This window comes from Lysobacter antibioticus (genome assembly GCF_000731095.1).
GTDB lineage: Bacteria > Pseudomonadota > Gammaproteobacteria > Xanthomonadales > Xanthomonadaceae > Lysobacter > Lysobacter antibioticus_B.
Genome location: NZ_JMTZ01000051.1, coordinates 1 through 18,645, shown reverse-complemented (window position 1 = coordinate 18,645; position 18,645 = coordinate 1). Strand labels below are relative to the sequence as shown.

Annotated in this window: 15 protein-coding genes; 9 read left to right on the top strand and 6 right to left on the bottom strand. The window is 67.8% G+C overall.

Features of this window, described 5'->3' with window-relative positions; all coding sequences use genetic code 11:
- Positions 1 to 94: 94 nt before the first annotated feature.
- A complete protein-coding gene (locus EX88_RS0115445) occupies positions 95 to 2,746 on the bottom strand; it encodes a TonB-dependent receptor plug domain-containing protein (protein WP_081931056.1) in 2,652 nt (883 codons plus the stop codon).
- 968 nt (positions 2,747 to 3,714) lie between these two features.
- Between EX88_RS0115445 and EX88_RS0115440 the strand changes: the two genes are divergently transcribed.
- The 4 genes from EX88_RS0115440 to EX88_RS0115425 all read left to right on the top strand — a co-directional run bounded on the left by EX88_RS0115440 (position 3,715) and on the right by EX88_RS0115425 (position 9,502).
- Positions 3,715 to 5,556, top strand: coding sequence for a DUF885 domain-containing protein (locus EX88_RS0115440; protein ID WP_036149105.1), 1,842 nt, complete (start codon positions 3,715 to 3,717; stop codon positions 5,554 to 5,556).
- Between the two features lie 478 nt (positions 5,557 to 6,034).
- On the top strand, positions 6,035 to 6,910 hold the full coding sequence (gene fdhD / locus EX88_RS0115435) for a formate dehydrogenase accessory sulfurtransferase FdhD (protein WP_430536915.1): 876 nt from the start codon (positions 6,035 to 6,037) through the stop codon (positions 6,908 to 6,910).
- On the top strand, positions 6,907 to 9,258 hold the full coding sequence (locus EX88_RS0115430) for an FdhF/YdeP family oxidoreductase (protein WP_031372888.1): 2,352 nt from the start codon (positions 6,907 to 6,909) through the stop codon (positions 9,256 to 9,258). Before fdhD ends, EX88_RS0115430 begins: the two co-directional genes overlap by 4 nt.
- Complete coding sequence (locus EX88_RS0115425) at positions 9,194 to 9,502, top strand: hypothetical protein (protein ID WP_051885169.1); 309 nt, start codon at positions 9,194 to 9,196, stop codon at positions 9,500 to 9,502. Before EX88_RS0115430 ends, EX88_RS0115425 begins: the two co-directional genes overlap by 65 nt.
- 216 nt (positions 9,503 to 9,718) lie before the next feature.
- On the opposite strand, the gene EX88_RS0115420 is transcribed toward EX88_RS0115425, so the two are convergent.
- The gene (locus EX88_RS0115420; RefSeq protein WP_031372886.1) at positions 9,719 to 10,069 is read right to left on the bottom strand and encodes a GFA family protein; all 351 of its coding nucleotides are present in this window, start codon (positions 10,067 to 10,069) and stop codon (positions 9,719 to 9,721) included.
- Positions 10,070 to 10,184: 115 nt separating this feature from the next.
- Between EX88_RS0115420 and EX88_RS0115415 the strand changes: the two genes are divergently transcribed.
- From EX88_RS0115415 to EX88_RS0115405, 3 genes are all read left to right on the top strand, one after another.
- Positions 10,185 to 10,604, top strand: coding sequence for a VOC family protein (locus tag EX88_RS0115415; protein WP_031372885.1), 420 nt, complete (start codon positions 10,185 to 10,187; stop codon positions 10,602 to 10,604).
- Entirely contained in the window at positions 10,601 to 11,503 is a 903-nt protein-coding gene (locus EX88_RS0115410) for a DUF72 domain-containing protein (protein WP_081931054.1), read from the top strand. The genes EX88_RS0115415 and EX88_RS0115410 overlap by 4 nt, the downstream gene beginning before the upstream one ends.
- Before the next feature lie 281 nt (positions 11,504 to 11,784).
- Positions 11,785 to 12,747 (top strand): aldo/keto reductase, encoded by a 963-nt coding sequence (locus tag EX88_RS0115405; protein WP_031372883.1) that lies wholly within the window; start codon positions 11,785 to 11,787, stop codon positions 12,745 to 12,747.
- A gap of 163 nt (positions 12,748 to 12,910) precedes the next feature.
- Here EX88_RS0115405 and EX88_RS0115400 read toward each other — a convergent pair whose 3' ends face one another.
- Positions 12,911 to 13,567: an NAD(P)-dependent oxidoreductase gene (locus EX88_RS0115400; protein ID WP_031372882.1), complete on the bottom strand. Its 657-nt coding sequence runs from the start codon at positions 13,565 to 13,567 to the stop codon at positions 12,911 to 12,913.
- Positions 13,568 to 13,650: 83 nt separating this feature from the next.
- Between EX88_RS0115400 and EX88_RS0115395 the strand changes: the two genes are divergently transcribed.
- Positions 13,651 to 14,559 carry a LysR family transcriptional regulator gene (locus tag EX88_RS0115395; RefSeq protein ID WP_051885168.1) on the top strand — a complete coding sequence of 303 codons (909 nt, stop codon included), beginning with the start codon at positions 13,651 to 13,653 and terminating at the stop codon, positions 14,557 to 14,559.
- 74 nt (positions 14,560 to 14,633) lie between these two features.
- Here EX88_RS0115395 and EX88_RS0115390 read toward each other — a convergent pair whose 3' ends face one another.
- The 3 genes from EX88_RS0115390 to EX88_RS0115380 form a co-directional block, all read right to left on the bottom strand.
- Complete coding sequence (locus EX88_RS0115390; RefSeq protein WP_235186309.1) at positions 14,634 to 15,530, bottom strand: cyclase family protein; 897 nt, start codon at positions 15,528 to 15,530, stop codon at positions 14,634 to 14,636.
- A 365-nt stretch (positions 15,531 to 15,895) separates the two neighbouring features.
- On the bottom strand, positions 15,896 to 16,834 hold the full coding sequence (locus EX88_RS0115385) for a DMT family transporter (protein ID WP_081931052.1): 939 nt from the start codon (positions 16,832 to 16,834) through the stop codon (positions 15,896 to 15,898).
- Between the two features lie 285 nt (positions 16,835 to 17,119).
- Entirely contained in the window at positions 17,120 to 17,416 is a 297-nt protein-coding gene (locus EX88_RS0115380; protein WP_031372878.1) for a cupin domain-containing protein, read from the bottom strand.
- Between the two features lie 137 nt (positions 17,417 to 17,553).
- Between EX88_RS0115380 and EX88_RS23845 the strand changes: the two genes are divergently transcribed.
- Complete coding sequence (locus tag EX88_RS23845) at positions 17,554 to 18,438, top strand: LysR substrate-binding domain-containing protein (protein ID WP_036149103.1); 885 nt, start codon at positions 17,554 to 17,556, stop codon at positions 18,436 to 18,438.
- Positions 18,439 to 18,645 lie beyond the last annotated feature (207 nt).

The window sequence follows — 18,645 nt, the reverse complement described above, 5'->3', positions numbered from 1 at the left end:
CGACGGTAGGTAGGCTGCGCCGCCCTCGTATGAGCCGTCATCCCCGCGAAAGCGGGGATCCAGAGACTTCAGAGTCGTGCATGGGATCGCGCAATCAGAACTTGTGCTTGAACCCCACCGTGACGAACCGGCCCAAGGCGTCGTACTGGCTGATGTCGTAGGGCAGCGCGCCGCCGGCCGGATCGAACGGCGGGTCCTTGTCGGCGAGGTTCTGCACCGACAAATACAGCGTGGTGTCGCGCAGGCCTTCGTAGCCCAGGTAGAGATCGAACTGGTGATGGTCGTCGACCTTGGCGTCCAGGCCCGGGTTGCTGCGCGCATCGACGACCTGCTGCCGGTAACCACCGATATAGCGCCACGACAGCTGCGCGTTCCAGTCGCCGCGGCCGTACGCCAGCGAAGTGATGCCGCGCCACTTCGGCAGCGCGCCGAAGCGGTTGCCGCCGGCGCCTTCCAGTGCGCTCTGACCGGCGACTTGCGGCTGCTCGTAGCTCAGCAGGCGGGTCCAGGTGCCGTCGAGGGTCCAGTCGGCCTCGCCGGCATGCCAGACCTTGCGGCCTTCGATGTCGAAGCCGGTCGTGGTCAGCGTGCCCTGGTTGGCGTAGCGGTTTTCGACCAGTTGCAGACGACCCTGCGCATCGCGGGTAACCCGACCGGGATTGGTCTGCGGGTTGGAGACCACGAACTGGACGTTGTCCGGCGCGATCAGGTCGTCCTGGCGGATCCGGTACAGATCCACGCCGAGGCTGGTGTCGGCGTCCGGCGCCCACAACACGCCGAGGTTGATGTTGCTGGAACGCTCGGCCTTGAGCTCGGGGTTGCCGGCGCGAAGAATCGTCACGCCGCGCGAGGCGCCCGGCTGCACCGGGTCGTAAGGGTCGATCACGCTGCCATAGCTGATCGTGGTGCTCTGCGCGATCTCCGGCAACGACGGCGCGCGGAAGCCGCGCGACGCGTTCAAGCGCAACAGCCAATCGTCGCTGGCCTGCCAGCGGATGCCGAGCTTGGGCGAAAACGCGCTGCCGAAGTCGTCGTAGTGGTCGCCGCGGCCGGCCAACTGCACTTCGACCTGCTGCCAGGGCTTGAGGCTGAGTTCGAAGAACGCCGCCGACACGCGGCGGCTGCCGTCGATCAGATTGATCGCCGGACGCAGCTCGGTGCCCGACAGCACCTGTGGGCTGGTGCGTGCGTCCTGGGCCTCGTCGCGGAACTCCACGCCCGCGGCGACGCCGACGTCGCCCGCGCGCCACTGCCAGGGGAAGCCGGAGATCTTGCCGCTGACCGTGCTCAGGCGATAGGTGCCCGGGCGCCGCGTCGACAGGCGCAGCGCGTCGAGCGCGCCCGGCGTGCGCGAGGGGTTGAGAAAGTCGTAACTGCCGCTGGCCAGGGTCTGTTCGAACGCGTAGCGATTGAGGAAGTTGCGCACGTACTCGCGCTGGCGGCTTTCCGAATGGCTGGCGGCGACTTCCCAGTCCCAGGTCTCGCCGTGGCCGCGCAAACCGATCAGGGTGCGCTGGAACTGCGACTTGTTGATCTTGTAGCGCGCGCCGAGGTCGAGGAAGGAGTACTCGAACGGGGTCGGCACCGCATTGGGATTGTTCGGATGCCCGACCGGCAACACCGTCGGAATGTCGACCAGGCGGCCGGTGCCGCGGTCGTAGGCGCGCAGGCCGGCGCCGACCGACATCGGCGCGCTGAAGTAGGTGCCGTTGTGGCTGGTGCTGTAGAGGATCTCGGCGAAGCCCTGCAGCGAATCGTTGAACCACACGTCGCTGGCGACCAGCGCCTGGTAGCGCTCGACGTCCGGTACCAGGGTGCGGAACGGCTGGGTGTTGAACGCGCAGGCGTTGCCCGGCAGCGGGCTGCCGAAGTCGGCGTAGGGCCGCGACTGGGTGCCCGGCTGGCACGCGAATGCCACCGGCGCGCGCGGGTTGGACAAGTAGGCGCCGCCCTGGGTCGACCAACCGGCGAGGCGTCCGCCGGGCTGGTCGCGATAATCGCCGTCGCGGGTCAGGTCGCGCTCGTCGGCGTCGAGACGGCCGCGCTTGAACACGTCCAGGCTGAAACGCAGGCTGTAGCCGTCCTTGGCCGAATCGCCGTGGCCGGCGCGCAGGCCGAGGCTGCTCTGATCGATGCCGCCCTCGGTCGCCGCGCCATAGGCCGCATCGACTTCCAAGCCTTCGATCTTGCGGCGCAGGATCAGGTTGACCACGCCGGCGATCGCATCGGAACCGTACAGCGCCGACGCGCCGTCCTTGAGGATTTCCACCCGCTCGATCGCGCCCAACGGCAAGGCGTTGAGGTCGACGAAATTGTCCTGGGTGTTCTGGGCGAAACCATACGAGGCCACGCGATAACCGTTGACCAGCACCAGGGTGTTCTTCTGGCTGAGGCCGCGCAGCGACACGCCGGCCGAGCCGTTGGCGAAGCTGCCGGTGTACTGCTCGTTGAAGCTGTTGCCGCTGTTGACGGTCAGGCTGCGCAGCAAGTCGGACACGGTGACCTTGCCGCTCTTCTCGATCTGCGCGCGATCGATCACCAGCACCGGGTTGACCCCGGCCTCGTCGCTGCGCTTGAGGTTCGTGCCGGTCACCTGGACCGCGTCGAGGGTGACGCCGGCCGCGGCATCGGCTGCGGCGGTGGCGTCGTCGGCCTGCGCCAGCGGCGCGGCCAGGGCGATGGACAGAGCGAGCGTGAGGCGTCGGTAGCGCACGCCGGAGCGGGATGAAACCTGAGCGAAAGACATGGGGAGTTCCTGGGTACGAGTCGAAGGGGAAAACGAAGAGACGAAAGAACGCCCGCCCGGAACGGCACGCAGCCGCCGGCGCTGCGCAAGCGCAGTGCGGTCACGAGGGAGAGGGAATCGCGGGACGGCGTTACCGTGCAGCCGCGTACCGATCCGGGACGGGCGAAAAACCTTGCTGGCAGGATCAACCCGTCGCGGGCATCACCTGCCGGCTACAGCGACAACGCATCGGCATTCGCGCGATGGGCCGGAGCTGCAGCGAAGCGAACGCAGTCGCGAGCGGAGATTTCAGGGTCGAAGCGGACATGGCGGCAAAGACGAACGTGAAGAGCGAGCGGACGGACGGAGACGAAGCGATGCGCGATTCAGCGGCAACACTCGCGACAGCGGCAGGCGCGCATGGAACGGCGCGATGCGGCATGGGGTTTCGTCGGTCCTGCAGGATTCACGGTGAGGTCTTCGGCAGCGGAGAAAGGGCCGCCGAGGCCGGCGACGAGAGATATGTTGCATCGCGATAAAGCGACGTCAATCGACGCGGACGGCCGACTCGCCGGCTTCGCCGCCATGGGCCGCCGCGATCCTGAACCGGGCAATGCGCCGGCGAATCGGGCGAATCGCACGCAAGCCCCGCAGGCCAAGGCTTGCACGCGATCGCGCCAGTGCGGCCCGGTGTTCATTATTCAGGTCGCCTCATGCCGCGGGGCGCATGAGCGCATTGCCGATGGTTATGTCGCAAGCGCCCGCGGAAACCGCGAAATCCGACGCCGGACACGGCCGTTGCGCAGAGGACAGGATCGGAAAAGTCGCATTCGGTTGTGGCACGCGGCTGGCGGCCGGCCGCGGCACCTTCCCGCATATCGGCCGGCGAGTCCGTTCCCCGCCCGGACCTATGACCCATGCGCACCCCATCGCCTTCGCATATCCTCCGCGCATTGCGGCCCGGCCGCCCCCCTCGACCGAGATCGGATATGCGCCTGTTGCGTCCCTCGCAGCTCTCTTTCGTCCTCACTCCGGCCCTGTTGGCCCTCGCCTTGTCGGCCTGCGGGCCGCACGAAACCGCCGCACCCACCGCCGTGGCCAAGACCGCCGCCGCGCCCGCAGCGAGCTCCGACCCGGCCGTCGACGCCGCCTTCGCCGCCTTGTCCAAGCGCTGGCTCGACGGCGTCATGCAGATCAACCCGGTCAGCGCCACCCAGATCGGCGACCACCGTTTCGATGGCGAGATCGACGACCTCAGCACCGCCGGCCGCCAGCGCCAGCTCGATTTCAACCGCAAGCTGCTGGCCGAACTCGACGCCGTCGACGCCACCCGCTTGTCGCGCGAGAACCAGGTCGATGCGGCGATCCTGCGCAACCGCCTGCGTTCGGAAGTGTGGTCGATCGAAACCCTGCAGAACTGGGCCTGGGACCCGATGGTCTACAGCGGCCTGGCCGGCGACGCGATCTACAACCTGATGGCGCGCGAATTCGCGCCGATGCCGCAGCGCCTGAAGTCGGCGACCGCGCGCATGGAGAAGATCCCCTCGATCTTCGCCCAGGCCCGCGCCAACCTCGACCCGGCGCGAGTGCCGAAGATCCACGCCGAGACCGTCGCCAAGCAGAACGCCGGCGTGCTCAGCCTGATCGACACCTTCATCGTGCCCAACGCCGGCCAGGTCAAGGGCGCCGAGCGCAAGCGCCTGGACGCCGCCGTCGCCGGCTTGCGCAAGGCCGTCGCCGAGCAACAGGAATGGCTGGACAAGACCCTGGTGCCGAACGCCAAGGGCAATTTCCGCATCGGCCAGACCCTGTACGACGAAAAGCTGAAGTTCTCGCTCAACTCCTCGCTGTCGCGCGCCGAGATCATGCAGCGCGCACAATCCGAACTGGCCCGCGTGCGCGCCGAGATGTACGCGATCGCGCAGAAGGAACTCAAGGGTAAGCCCGGCGCACCGGAACTGCCGGACAAGCCGAAGCCGGAACAGCAGCAGAAGGCGATCGAGGCCGCGCTCGAGTTGGCCTATGCCGACAAGCCGGCGCGCGACAAGGTCGTCGACTTCGCCAAGCAGACACTCGAAGAAGCCACGACCTTCACCCGCGCCAAGAACCTGGTGACCGTGCCCGACGCGCCGGTCAAGATCATCCTGATGCCGGAGTTCCAGCGCGGTGTGGCGCTGGCCTACTGCGACTCGCCGGGCCCGCTCGACAAGGGCCTGGACACCTATTACGCGATCTCGCCGATTCCGGACGACTGGAGCGATGCCCAGGTCGACTCCTTCCTGCGCGAATACAACACGCGCATGGTGCATCTGCTGTCGATCCACGAAGCGATGCCGGGCCACTACCTGGAAGGCGCGCATTCGGCCAAGGCGCCGTCGACCCTGCGCGCGGTACTGCGTTCGGGCGTGTTCGCCGAAGGCTGGGCGGTCTATACCGAGGACGTCATGGCCGACGCCGGCTATCTCGACAACGACCCGCTGTTCCGCCTGGTCCAGCTCAAGTTCTACCTGCGCAGCATCGGCAACGCGATCCTCGACCAGGGCGTGCAGGTCGAAGACTGGAGCCGCGAGCAGGCGATGCAGTTCATGACCCAGCAGACCTTCCAGCAGGAACGCGAAGCCGCCGGCAAATGGGTCCGCGCTCAGCTGACCTCGGCGCAGTTGCCGACCTATTTCGTCGGCGCGCAGGAACACTTCGACATGCGTAAGGCCGTGGAAGCCAAGCTCGGACCGAAGTTCGACGCCAAGACCTACCACGACCAGGTGCTGTCCTACGGCGCACCGCCGGTGCGGTTCGTGCGCGAGCTGATGCTGGACGAACCGATTCTCTGAACCCCGGTTCGCAGGAACGAAAGCCCGCCGCATGGCGGGCTTTTTGTTGGAGTGCGTTCTTCCGCCTGGCCTATCGCGCACGCGGCCAGCCGGAGTAACGCCGCCGCTGATCGCCCGCGGTCGCGGCTTGCGCCGCTCCTACTCCTGCTGCGCGGCTCTTGGGTAGGAGCGGCGCGAGCCGCGACCACGCCGCCTCGGCAGCGACTAAACCACGGCCGGCCGCGTCGCCCCGGCCTCGTCCCCGTCCCCGTCCCCATTCCCGTTCCCGGATCGCGGCAGGCGAAGGCGAGAACCGTTCGACTGGTGATATATCTCGCCACCGGCCTGGGATAGCCTCGCTCACGCTTCCGGATTGACCCTTGCTTTATGTCCCGGAGCGCATAGTGGTGCAAAGCGCATAGTGGCGCAGAGCCCAGGCAACAACCTTCGTAATCGGAGAGGTCTCATGTCCAGTGACAACGCCGTGGCGTCGGCAAGCCTGCCATCGGCGACGCCCGACCCGGCCCGCGCCGGCGCGGTGTCGCGCCCGGTGCGCCGCCGCCGTGGCGCGCGCGTCGACGACACCCTGGATGCGATCGCCGCCGAAGTGCCGGTCGCGCTGGTCTACAACGGCACGCCGTTCGCGGTGATGATGGCCACGCCCGAGGACCTCGCCGATTTCGCCCTGGGCTTCTCGCTCAGCGAAGGCATCGTCGCCGGCGCCGACGAACTGCGGGTCGGGGAGATCGCGACCTCGCTCGAAGGCATCACCCTGCAGCTGTCCATTCCCGAGGCCCGCGTCGCCGCGCTCGAACAACGCCGGCGCAACCTGCAGGGCCGCAGCGGCTGCGGCGTGTGCGGCACCGAGAGCATCGAAGCGGTGCTGCGGCCGCCGCCGCGTCTGCGCGACAGCAAGCCGATCCGCGTCGGGGCCTTGCACCGCGCCTTGCGCGAACTGCGCGAACGCCAGCCCTTGAACGCTTTGACCGGCGCCACCCATGCCGCAGGCTGGGCCGATCGCGACGGTCGCCTGTTGTTCGTGCGCGAAGACGTCGGCCGCCACAACGCCCTCGACAAGTTGATCGGCGCCTTGGTCGCCGCCGGCCTCGACCCCTTGCAGGGTTTCGCCGTCGTCACCAGCCGCGCCAGTTTCGAGATGGCGATGAAGGCCGCGCAAGCCGGTATCCCGCTGTTGGCCGCGATCTCGGCGCCGACCGCGCTGGCGATCGCGCTGGCCGACTCGACCCACCTCACCCTGATCGGCTTCGCCCGCGACGACGGGCACGCGGTCTACACCCACCCGCAGCGCCTGCTCGACGACGGCCCGCACGCCGGCGAAGACGGCGACGACGACGCAATGGAAGCGAACTCATGAGCAAGAAAACCATCCGCCCCTACGACGGCCCCGCCGGCGGCTGGGGCGCCTTGCGCAGCGTCGCCCGGCACCTGCTCGAACAGGACGTACCGGTGCACGGCGCGCGCACCCTGCTCTCGGCCAACCAGCCCGACGGCTTCGACTGCCCCGGCTGCGCCTGGCCCGACCGCGACCACACCTCGACCTTCGAGTTCTGCGAGAACGGCGCCAAGGCGGTGGCCGCCGAAGCGACCAGGCATCGCGCGACACCGGAGCTTTTCGCCCAATACACAGTCGCCGAGCTCGCACGCTACAGCGACCATTGGCTCGAAAACCAGGGCCGCCTGACCCATCCGATGCGCTGGGACGCGGCCAGCGACCGCTATCTGCCGATCGGCTGGGACGAAGCCTTCGCCCGCATCGGCGCGCATCTGAACGCCCTGGATTCGCCGAACCAGGCCTTGTTCTACACCTCCGGGCGTTGCAGCAACGAAGCCGCCTTCCTGTATCAGTTGTTCGTGCGCGAGTTCGGCACCAACAACTTCCCCGACTGCTCCAACATGTGCCACGAACCCTCGGGCACGGCGATGAAGGCCCAGCTCGGCGTCGGCAAAGGCACCGTGCTGCTCGACGATTTCGAGATCGCCGATGCGATCTTCATCTTCGGCCAGAACCCGGGCACCAACCATCCGCGCATGCTCGGCGAGCTGCGCAAGGCGGCCAAGCGCGGCGCCGCGATCGTCTCGTTCAATCCCCTGCGCGAACGCGGCCTGGAGAAGTTCGCCGACCCGCAGGACAAGCTGGAGATGCTGCACAACGGTTCGACCCGGATCTCCTCGGATTATTTCCAGTTGCGCATCGGCGGCGACCTGGCCGCGGTCAAGGGCATCATCAAGCGCACCCTCGAAGCCGATGCCCAGGCGCAGCGCGAAGGCCGCGAAAGAGCCGTCGACATCGCTTTCATCGCCGAGCACACCCGCGGCTTCGAGCGTTTCGCCGCCGACGTCGCCGCCGAATCCTGGGACACCATCGAGGCCGAGTCCGGCCTCAGCCGCGCCGAACTCGAACGCGCCGGCGATATCTATATCCGCGCAGGCAGCGTGATCTGCTGCTGGGGCATGGGCATCACCCAACACAAGCATTCGGTCGCGACCATCCACATGCTGGGCAATCTGCTGCTGTTGCGCGGCAACATCGGCCGCCCCGGCGCCGGGCCCTGCCCGGTGCGCGGCCACAGCAACGTGCAGGGCGACCGCACCATGGGCATCTACGAAAAGCCGTCGCCGGCCTTTCTCGACCGCCTGCACGAAGTGTTCGGTTTCGAACCGCCGCGCGAACACGGCCACGACACGGTCGGCTCGATCGAGGCCATGCTCGACGGCCGTTGCAAGACCTTCTTCGGCCTCGGCGGCAACTTCGCCACCGCCACGCCCGACACCGAGGCCACGCATCGCGCCCTGCGCCGTTGCGACCTCACCGTCCACGTCACCACCAAGCTCAATCGCAGCCACCTCGTGCACGGCCGCGACGCCTACATTCTGCCCTGCCTCGGCCGCACCGAGATCGACATCCAGGACAGCGGCGCGCAAGGCGTCACCGTCGAGGATTCGATGAGCATGGTCCACCTGTCGGCCGGCATCAACGCGCCGGCCGCACCGACCCTGTTGTCGGAACCGGCGATCGTCGCGCGTCTCGCCGCGGCCACCCTCGGCGCCCGCAGCAAAGTACCGTGGCTGTGGCTGGTCGGCGACTACGACCGCATCCGCGACAAGATCGCCGAGGTGTTCGAAGACTTCCACGATTTCAACCGGCGCGTGCGCGTACCCGGCGGTTTCCACCTGCCCAATGCCGCGGCCGAACGGCGCTGGCTCAATGCCGAGGGCAAGGCGCTGTTCAAGACCCATGCGGTGCCGACCGACCTGCCGGTGCACCGCGCACGCGCCAGCCAACAGCAACCAGTGTTCACCCTGGCGACGACCCGCTCGCACGACCAGTACAACACCACCATCTACGGCATGAACGACCGCTACCGCGGCGTGTTCGGCGAACGCCGGGTGTTGTTCATCCATCGCGACGACATCGCCGCCCTGGGCATGAACGCCGGCGACTGGGTCGACCTGGAAAGCCTGTGCGAGGACGGCGTCGAACGCATCGCCCGGCGCTTCCTGTTGGTCGAATACAACATCCCGCGCGGCTGCCTGGCCGCCTACTACCCCGAGACCAATGCGCTGGTGCCGCTGTCGAGCTTCGCCGACGAGGCGCGCACCCCGACCTCGAAATCGATCCCGGTGCTCGTGCATCCGCATGCGCCGCAAGCGGCGCAGAGCTTGCAAGCGTCCAAGGACATCGGCCTTGTCCGAGTCGACTGAGGCCCTGCTGGCGATGCTGGCCGGCGAAGCCGACGGCGTGTCTCTGCCGCGCCTGTGCAAGCGCCTGGGCCTGCGCATGAGCGTGTTGCTGCGCGAGTTGGCGTGGATCGGCGAAGACGCCATCGGCGGCCACACCGGCCCGGGTTGGGTGCGGGTAGAGACGCGCGGCGAAACCCAAGTCGCGGTGTTGACCGAGCGCGGGCGCGAACGGCTGCGGATGGGCGACAGCGAGAAGCGCGATTAGAGCGCATGAGTGTTTCGAGATAGCCCTGGCAATGCGGGCTACGTCGTTGGTGCCTTGACGCGGTCGCGGCTTGCGCCGCTCCTACCCTAAAGCGACCGGGCTAGGAGCGGCGCAAGCCTGCGCCGCTCCTACCCTAAAGCGACCGGGCTAGGAGCGGCGCAAGCCGCGACCACGAACCATCCGCTACGGCGTCGCTCACGCAACGCCGGCCTCGACTCAAAAACTGCGCCCGTCCACCGGCACGACTTTGACCGAGGCCAGATCGACCCCTTCCAGGCAACGCACGTTGATCGCCGTCATCAGCGTACCGTCGGGCATGCTGCCCTGGCTGAAGGAGGAAATGCCGCAGTGCTTGCAGAAATGATGATCGATGCTGTTCTTGTTGAAGTGATACAGGCCCAGATCGGCCGGATCGGTCTTCAACACGAACGAGGCCCGCGGCACGAACCACAACAGCCCGCCGCGCCGCTGGCACATCGAACAATTGCAATCGATGGCCTGGTCGATCTCGCCTTCCACTTCGTAAGCGACCTTGCCGCAGTGGCAGCCGCCGGAATACTTGGTCATCGCATGCTCCCGCCGCGGTGCGGCGTCCGTGAAGACACGAGGATAACGCCGCCGCGCTATGCTCGTCGCCCTAAATCCGACACCCCGCGCCGCCAACACGCCAACGGAGCGCCTCATGGACTCGATCGTCGGCAGCACCATCATCCCGTCCCTGCGTTACCGCAACGCGCCCGCCGCGATCGAATGGCTGTGCCGCGCGTTCGGTTTCGAGAAACACGCCGTCTACGCCGACGGCGATACCGTGCACCATGCCCAGCTGACCTACGGGCCGGGCATGATCATGCTCGGCTCGGTCGACGACAGCAGCGAATGGGGCCGGCGCATCGTCCAACCCGATGAGATCGGCGGGCGCGAGACTCAGGCCTGCTCGGTGGTCGTCAGCGACGCCGACGAGCACTATGCGCAGGCGCGCGCGGCCGGCGCCGAGATCGTGGTCGAGATCGCCGACCAGGACTACGGTGGACGCGCCTACACCTGCCGCGACCTCGAAGGCCGACTGTGGTGGTTCGGCACCTACAACCCGTGGAACCTATGAATCGCAAACGCAGCAGCGACTCCGCACCCGGCGATCTGTTCGCCGCTCCCGCCGCCCCGGCTTCGACCGCGGCCGGCGATTTCGGCGCCGGCCCCGGCCCGGTCGAGGGTATCCGCGCCGGCATCGGCGGCTGGACCTTCGTGCCCTGGCGCAACAACTTCTATCCGGACAAGCTGGTGCAGCGGCGCGAGCTCGAGTTCGCCAGCCGCCAGCTCAGCAGCATCGAGATCAACGGCACCTACTACAGCGCGCAGAAGCCGGCGACCTATGCGAAGTGGGCGGCGGAGACGCCGGAACATTTCGTGTTCTCGCTGAAGGCGCCGGGCCGCATCACCCAGGGCGGCGCCCTGGCCAAGGCCGGCAACGGCGCGAAGGCCTTCATCGACGGCGGCTTGAGCGAATTCGGCCAGCGGCTCGGGCCGATCCTGTGGCAGCTTACGCCGAACCGCGTGTTCGACCGCGACGACATCGCGGCGTTTCTGGACAACCTGCCGCGCACGCTCGACGGCCGCGCACTCAAGCACGTACTGGAAGTCCGCCATCCGAGCTTCCTCGACGAGGCCTATGTGCGGCTGGCGCGCGAGCACCGCATCGCCACGGTATTCACCGACTCAGACGAATACCCCTCCTTGGCCGACGTCACCGGCGATTTCGTCTACGCCCGGCTGATGCGTTCGCGCAGCGAAGTGGCGGCAGGCTATCCCGAGGCCGAGTTGGATGACTGGAAGCAACGCGCGCAGGCCTGGGCGCAAGGTCGAGATCGGCCCGAGCTGCCGCATGTCGCCGCGCCCGTCGAGGGCGGCAAGCCGCGCGAAGTCTTCGTCTATTTCATCAGCGCCGCGAAGGAACGCAACCCGGCCGCGGCGATGCGTTTGTTGGAGAAGCTCGGGGCACGTTGAGGCCAGTCGTTGCGTCGCGGCGACGCCGGCTTACGGGGCGTAGCGCCGGCTTTCGAAACATCGCGGTCGCGGCTCGCGCCGCTCCTACCCTGGAACGCGGCTTTAAGGGTAGGAGCGACGCAAGTCGCGACCGCATTCGTTCCGATCGCGCCGATACCCACCCCCGCTGATTTCCCGCCCGTCACGCAACGCCTCGCCGGCGAGGATTCGGTGCCACAATCGCCGCAGGGTCGCCCGCCACGCAGGCGACCACCGCACCGATCCCACAGCGAGCCTCCGCCATGGCCAGTCGTCGCGATTTCCTCGGCACCGTCTCCCTCGCCGCCACCGGCCTCGCACTCGCGCCGCTGGCCGCATGCAGCGACGAATCGCCGCCCGCCGCGGCGGCAACAGCACCGGCCGAAACGTCGTTCTCCGGGACCCTGCTCAAGCGCACGATTCCCGCGACCGGCGAATCCATCCCGGTGATCGGCATGGGCACCTCGGGCAGCTTCGAGGTCGGCACGGACGCGGCATCGCGTGCGCCCCTGCGCGAGGTGCTGAAACGTTTCGTCGATGCCGGCGCCCGCGTCATCGACACCGCGCCGACCTATTCCAGCGCCGAGGACGTGCTCGGCGATCTCGTGGCCGAAGCCAAGCTGCGCGAGCGCCTGTTCCTCGCCACCAAGCTGTCCGGCGTCAGCGGCCGCGACGAAGGCCTGGCGCAGTTCGAAGCCTCGCTGCGGCGCCTGCGCACCGATCGCATCGACCTGCTGCAGGTGCACAACCTGGGCGACACCCGCACCCAGCTCGCGCTTGCGCGCGAACTGAAGCAGCAAGGCAAGGTGCGCCTGGTCGGCCTGACCCATTACCGCGAACAAGCGCAGGCGCAACTCGCGCAAGACATGCGCGCGCTCAAGCCCGACTTCGTCCAGATCAATTATTCGCCGGTCTCGCGCGCTGCCGAACGCACGGTGTTTCCGCTCGCGCGCGAGTTGGGTATCGCGGTGATGATCAACCGCGCCTTCGAGGACGGCCGTTTGTTTTCGCAGGTCAAGGGCAAACCGCTGCCGCCCTGGGCGTCCGAGGTCGGCGCCGATTCCTGGGCGCAGTTGTTCCTCAAGTTCGCCCTCAGCGAAGCGGCGGTGACGGTGGTGATTCCGGCGACGTCCAAGCCCAAGAACCAGACCGACAACCTCAAGGCCGGCGTCGGCCCTGTGCTCGATGCGAAACAACGCGAAGCCCTGGTCGCGGCGATCGGCTGAGAGCCCGTGCACGGCGCCACTGGCCGCTCCCTTTGTAGGAGCGGCGTAAGCCGCGACCGCAGGGTTGGGCACTCGCGCCGTAGCGATCAGTTGAAATGACCGTGCACGACGAAGAGCGCGACAGCCCCACTATCGCGCCCTTCGTTCCCATCGCACGCAACGATCAGTAAGCGACGGTGAAGCGCTTGCGCGAATGCGCCGGCTGCTCCAGTTCGTCGATCAGCGCGACCGCATAATCCTGCACCGAGATGTTGCTCTCGCCCTTCTCGTCGACCAGCAACTGATCGGCGCCGATGCGGTAACGACCGCTGCGCTCGCCCGGCACCAGGTGCGCGGCCGGCGACAGGAAGCTCCAGTCCAGGCTCTTCTCCTCGCGCAGCGTGTTGAGCACCGTGCGCATGGCTTCGGCGCCGTCGCGGTACTCGGCCGGGAAACCGGGCTGGTCGAGCACTTGCTGGTCCGGCGCGATCTCCAGGCTGCCGGCGCCGCCGACCACGAGCAGACGCGGCACGCCGGCCTGCTTCAGGCCTTCGACGATCCGGGTATAGCCGGCTACGGTGTCGCGGCCGACGTTCGGGTTCTTCCAGCCGCCGGCGTTGTACGAGGCGATCACCGCGTCGTGGCCACGGCTGAGTTCGGCCACGGTCGCGGACGCCGTCGCCTCGCCGTCGATGCTGGCCGGCTTCGCGGTCAGGCCGTCGTGCGCCTGCAGCGACGAGGTGTCGCGGGCGACCGCGGTGACGCGGTGGCCGCGCTGCAGGGCTTCTTGGAGCAGGGCGCGGCCGACGTAACCGGTGGCGCCGATCAGGACGATGTTCATGGGGGACTCCCGTAGTGGATTGGACGGGATATAGTTTGCTGACTTACAGACTCCGCGATAATCCGGCCCAGGACGCTATCACCATGAAGCTGGACTTCACGATAGATCGGCTCAAACGTATGGCCTTGTTCGCCCGGGTGGTCGAACTGGGCTCGATGAGCGCGGCCGCCCGCGAACTCGATATGACCCCCTCGGCGGTCAGCCAGCAGCTGCGCCAGCTCGAAGCCGAGACCGGCGTGGTACTGCTGCATCGCTCCACCCGCAAGCTGACCACGACCGAGATTGGCCAGGCTTATTACGAAGACTGCGCAGCGATGCTGCACGCCGCGCGCAGCGCCGACGGCCGCCTCGGCGACCTGCGCGACGAACCGCGCGGCGAGTTGCGCATCGCCGCGCCGATCGGCTTCGCCGCGCATCTGGCGCCCGCACTCGCACCGTTGATGCGCGCCTATCCCGAACTGTCGCTGCGGATCTTCGCCGACGACCGCCAGATCGACCTGATCGCCGAGCGCATCGACCTGGCGATCCGGGTCGGCCGGCTCGCCGACTCCAACCTGATCGCGCGGCGCATGGCCGAATGGCGGCATCTGCTGCTGGCCTCGCCGGCGTATGCGCAGACCCACGGCCTGCCGCGCACGCCGGAGGAACTCGCCGGCCACTCGATGCTGATCCTCAGCGTGATGAGCCAACCCGAGTACGTCGAGATGCATCGCGACGGCGAACCCTCGCGGCGGGTGCGGATCGGCGGGCGCATCGTCGGCAACAACGCCGAGACCCTCAAGCAGATGATGCTGCAGGGGCTCGGCATCGTCCGCCTGCCCGAGCCGGATGCGACGCCGGTGTTGGCCGATGGCCGCGCCGTGCATGTATTGCCGGAATGGACGATGGCGCCGCTCGGCGTCTACGCGGTGACCGCGCAGCGCGATTCGCAGCCGGCCAAGGTGCGCATGGCGATCGCGGCCTTGCAGGACTATCTGGGATCGCAGCGGTAGCGAGCGCGTGCCCGTATCCGCGCTGCAGGCACCTTGTCCCGCATGCGGGAGAAGGAGAGCGAAGCCCGGGCCCCTTAGCCGACGATCTTCGCCAAGGCCCGCACCGGGAACGTGCCCATGCCCTTCACCTTCGGCGGCACCGCGCTGAAGCTGAAGCCTTCGTCGGGCAGCGCGGCGAGGTTGCGCAGGTGCTCGACGATCAGGATGCCGGCGCCGAGCAGGGTCGAATGCACCGGGCGCGTCTTGCCGCGGGTGTCGTCGATGTTCATCGAGTCGATGCCGACCAGCTTCACCCCGCAATCGCGCAGCCACACCGCCGCGTCTTCGGTCAGGAAAGGATGGCCGTCGGCATAGGCCGGCGTGGCGAAGTGCCGGTCCCAACCGGTGTGCACCAATACCGCGCGGCCGCGCAGTTCCAGGTCGCGGAAATAGGCGACGTCGATCGCCTTTACCGACGGGTCGATACGCACCACGATCGCGTCGAGGTCGGCGCAGTCTTCCGCGCGGATCTGCGACAGGTCGGCGCCGTGCTCGTAACGATGCGAGGGGCAGTCGATGTAGGTGCCGGTGTTGGCGACCATGTCGATGCGGCCGATATGGAACTGCGTACCCTCGGCGTAGATCTCGCGCGAGGATTCGCGGCTGAGGTAATCGCAGATATACGCGGCCGGCATGCCCGGATAGGTGACCAGGCCGTCCTCGATGGTGTGGCTGAGGTCGATATAACGCGTCGCGCCGTGCTCCAGGCCGCCGGCCTTGCGCTTGTGCGCTTCGATCAGGATTTGCTTGTTGAGGATGCGCGCCGGCCCGACCATCAGCAGGCGCAAGTCGCGCACGATGTAGTCGACCAGTTCGGCATCGCTGATGTCGTCGCCCTCGATGTCGAGGCGAAACCCCTGGCCCTGCAGGCCGCCGCCGTTGCTGAACTCGATTTCGAAATCGAACTGGACGCGATGCTGGATGGAATTCAAGCGAATCTCCGAGAGGCGGGTGTGATGGAAGACTGCGATGGGGGAAGCGACGAGGATTTGCTGCAATGGATGGGTGATGCGAACGGATGATGCGATGGCGGCTTATGCGACCGATTCATCCATGGCAGCGCCCTGCGACGCTCCTGCTCGTCATCCCCGCGAAGGCGGGGATCCAGGGCTTTATCGCGACGGAACGCTGAAGTTTCTCGACCCCTGCCTTCGCGGGGATGACGGCTTGGAGTCTAGCGACTGACGAAAGGCCCGTAGCGACCGATCGCCGTGTTCTACGACAGGCGCATGAAGTCTCGCGAAAACGAGGCTCGGAGGCAGCCCCCATCCGCCGGCCGTTCTGCATCGCGCGATGCTTACTTCGCCGCCCTTTGGCTCAGCGCGACGCTGCCGAGGATCAACAGCGCGGCGATCAGCATGGTGCCGGTCAGCGGCTCGCCGAGCAGCATCCAGCCCCAGGCCACGCCGAACAGCGGCACCAGGTAGGTCACCGCAACCGCGCGGCCGGCGCCGATGCGCTGGATCAGGCGGTAGTACATGACGAAGGCGATGCCGGTGCAAAGCACGCCGAGCAAGGCCGCCGACAGCCAGGACTTGGCCGGGATCGCGTGGGTCGGCCACTGCGCGATCGCGAACGGCAGGGTCAACAGCGCCGAAGTGCCCAGGGTCGCCGCAGCGACCGCCGCGGCCGGCAAGCCGGTAAGTTGGCGGCGCACCAAGTTGGCGCCGATGCCGTACAGGAAGGCGGCGGTACAACCGGCCGCGACCGCCCAGCCGATGCTCGCGCCGGCGGTCTTGCCGCTGGCCAGCACCACCACGCCGGCGAAACCGGCGAACAAGGCGACCGCGCGTTGCATGCCGATCTTCTCGCCGAAGAACAGGAATCCGACCAGCGCGGTGAACAGCACCGCCATCGAATTGGTGATCGCGCCGATGCCGGCCGGCGCGCGTTGCGCGGCCCAGGCGAACAGCACGAACGGCACCGCCGAATTGATCACGCCGATCAAGGCGAGCTTGGCCCAGATCGCGCCCTTGAACGATTCGCGCGCCTTCCACAGGAACGGCAACAGGATCAGCGCGCCGAGGCCCAGCCGCATTTCCACCAGCGGCAGCGCGCCGAAGTCCTTCGCCGCCACGCGCATGAACAGGAACGACGAACCCCAGATCGCACCGAGCACGGTCAGCTCCAGCGGCGTGCGCCAGGCGGCGCGCTCGGAGTCCGAATGGGTGGCCACGGCAGCCGGGGCTGCGGGGCAGTTGCAAGCTACGTTGGCGGCGAGTTCGGGGGAACGCATGCGCTAAGTCCTCGAAAACGGCGGCCGCGCGATGCGGGCGCCTGCGGGGGAACACGGCCGCACCCGGCCTCGCGGCGGCGCGGTGGGCGCAGCGGCGACGGACGCCGTTGCGCGATACGGACAACCGAGGCCGGCCATGGCCAAGCGCCATCGAGCGCAGGGCCCGATCGCAGTATCGGTACGTGGCCCAGATGCGGATATCCGAATTCGATCAGCCGGATCTAATCAAGAACCGATCCGATCAATAACGAATCGAGTGCCGCGCCGGCTCCGCCGGCAGCTCGCTCAGACGTCCAGAATCGCCAGCGTGCCGCGGCTGCCCGGCGCGACCCCGTGGGCCACACCCGCGGGCACCACATAGAGCTGCCCGGCCCCGACTTCGACGATCGCACCGCCGATGCTCAGACGCATCTCGCCGTCGAGCACCAGCAGGCCCTCGGCGAAATCGTGCGTCTCTTCCTCGTAAGCGCCGGCGTCCATCCGCACCAGCTTGAAGTTGGCGCTGCCGAAACGTCCGACCAGGGTCGAGCGCCAGGCGGCGGGCAGTTCGGCGGAGGTCGCAAGCAGGTCGATAAGGCTCATACGCAGGCACTGGCGGGTGGGTCGCGGCGGGTCGTGACAACAATCTGGCTCTTCCCTGGCGCTTATTTTGACTGGCCTGCTAGCCGAGACAAGCGCATACTTTGGCGCTCAGACACAAATATGATTTGAGGCTGATCATGGCATTGCGGGCAGACTGGTTACCGGCCCTGGCGGCCTTCGAAGCGGCCGCGCGGCATCAGAATTTCGCCCACGCCGCCGAAGAGCTGCATTTGACCGCCAGCGCGGTCAGTCATCACGTGCGCAAGCTCGAAAGCCGGCTCGGCGTGAGCCTGTTCCAGCGCCATGCGCGCGGCGTCGCCCTGACCCCGCAAGGGCGCCAGCTCGCCGACTCGGCCGGCACCGCCCTGGCCGACATGGACGGCGTGCTGCGCAGCCTGCGGGTCAGCCGCGAGGAGACCGACCGGGTGCGCGTCACCACCCTGCATTCGCTGGCCTACACCTGGCTGCTGCCGCGGCTGAGCGAGTTCACCAGCGCGAACCCGAAGATATTGCTCAGCCTCGACACCGAGATCGCGTTGGCGCGATTCGACGAAGGCGGCCCCGACCTCGGCATCCGCCACGGCGCCGGCCATTGGCCCGGGCTGACCGCGCATCATCTGATGGACGACGCCTTGTTCCCGGTCGCTTCGCCGAACATGCCCGGCATCGAGCGGATCACCGAACCGGCGCAGATCGCCGACCTGCCGCTGATCGCCGACCACGCCCGCCAGGGCTGGCACGACTGGTTCCGCGCCGCGGACGTGCACGGCCGCAAGCTCGAAGAGCGCTACACCTTCAGCGACACCACCGACGCCATGATGGCCGCCGCCCACGGCATCGGCGTGGCCCTGGCGCGCGAACAGATCGCCGTGCCCTATCTGCGTTCCGGCCAGCTGGTGCGCCTGCCCGGCCCGTCGATGCCGGCGCGCTGGGGCTATTACGCGATCTACCCCGCCCACCGCCGCCTGCGCCCCGCGGCGCAAAGCTTTCTCGATTGGTTGTTGGCGGTGAAGAAGGATTGAGGCGCGCAGGCATCGCCTGCATCGTTGCTGCCACCCCTTTTGGGTAGGAGCGGCGCGAGCCGCGACCGCGAAAACGTTGCGCTGCGAAAGCACGAAGCATCTGCGTGTTTGCCGCTTCGAGTAGTCGCACCGGGCTCGATGTTCGACCCGCCCCCTGTCGCGACTCGCGTCGCTCCTACCCCTTGCTGCGCGGCTCCTGGGTAGGAG

Excerpts from the sequence above, each read along its gene's own strand:
- EX88_RS0115405 (WP_031372883.1), top strand. The coding sequence starts at position 11,785 with ATGGCCAGTCGTCGCGATTTCCTCGGCACCGTCTCCCTCGCCGCCACC.
- EX88_RS0115395 (WP_051885168.1), top strand. The coding sequence starts at position 13,651 with ATGAAGCTGGACTTCACGATAGATCGGCTCAAACGTATGGCCTTGTTC.
- EX88_RS0115420 (WP_031372886.1), bottom strand. The coding sequence starts at position 10,069 with ATGACCAAGTATTCCGGCGGCTGCCACTGCGGCAAGGTCGCTTACGAA.
- EX88_RS0115430 (WP_031372888.1), top strand. The coding sequence starts at position 6,907 with ATGAGCAAGAAAACCATCCGCCCCTACGACGGCCCCGCCGGCGGCTGG.
- EX88_RS0115445 (WP_081931056.1), bottom strand. The coding sequence starts at position 2,746 with ATGTCTTTCGCTCAGGTTTCATCCCGCTCCGGCGTGCGCTACCGACGC.
- EX88_RS0115415 (WP_031372885.1), top strand. The coding sequence starts at position 10,185 with ATGGACTCGATCGTCGGCAGCACCATCATCCCGTCCCTGCGTTACCGC.
- EX88_RS0115385 (WP_081931052.1), bottom strand. The coding sequence starts at position 16,834 with ATGCGTTCCCCCGAACTCGCCGCCAACGTAGCTTGCAACTGCCCCGCA.
- EX88_RS0115410 (WP_081931054.1), top strand. The coding sequence starts at position 10,601 with ATGAATCGCAAACGCAGCAGCGACTCCGCACCCGGCGATCTGTTCGCC.
- EX88_RS0115400 (WP_031372882.1), bottom strand. The coding sequence starts at position 13,567 with ATGAACATCGTCCTGATCGGCGCCACCGGTTACGTCGGCCGCGCCCTG.
- EX88_RS0115425 (WP_051885169.1), top strand. The coding sequence starts at position 9,194 with ATGCGCCGCAAGCGGCGCAGAGCTTGCAAGCGTCCAAGGACATCGGCC.
- EX88_RS0115440 (WP_036149105.1), top strand. The coding sequence starts at position 3,715 with ATGCGCCTGTTGCGTCCCTCGCAGCTCTCTTTCGTCCTCACTCCGGCC.
- EX88_RS0115380 (WP_031372878.1), bottom strand. The coding sequence starts at position 17,416 with ATGAGCCTTATCGACCTGCTTGCGACCTCCGCCGAACTGCCCGCCGCC.
- EX88_RS23845 (WP_036149103.1), top strand. The coding sequence starts at position 17,554 with ATGGCATTGCGGGCAGACTGGTTACCGGCCCTGGCGGCCTTCGAAGCG.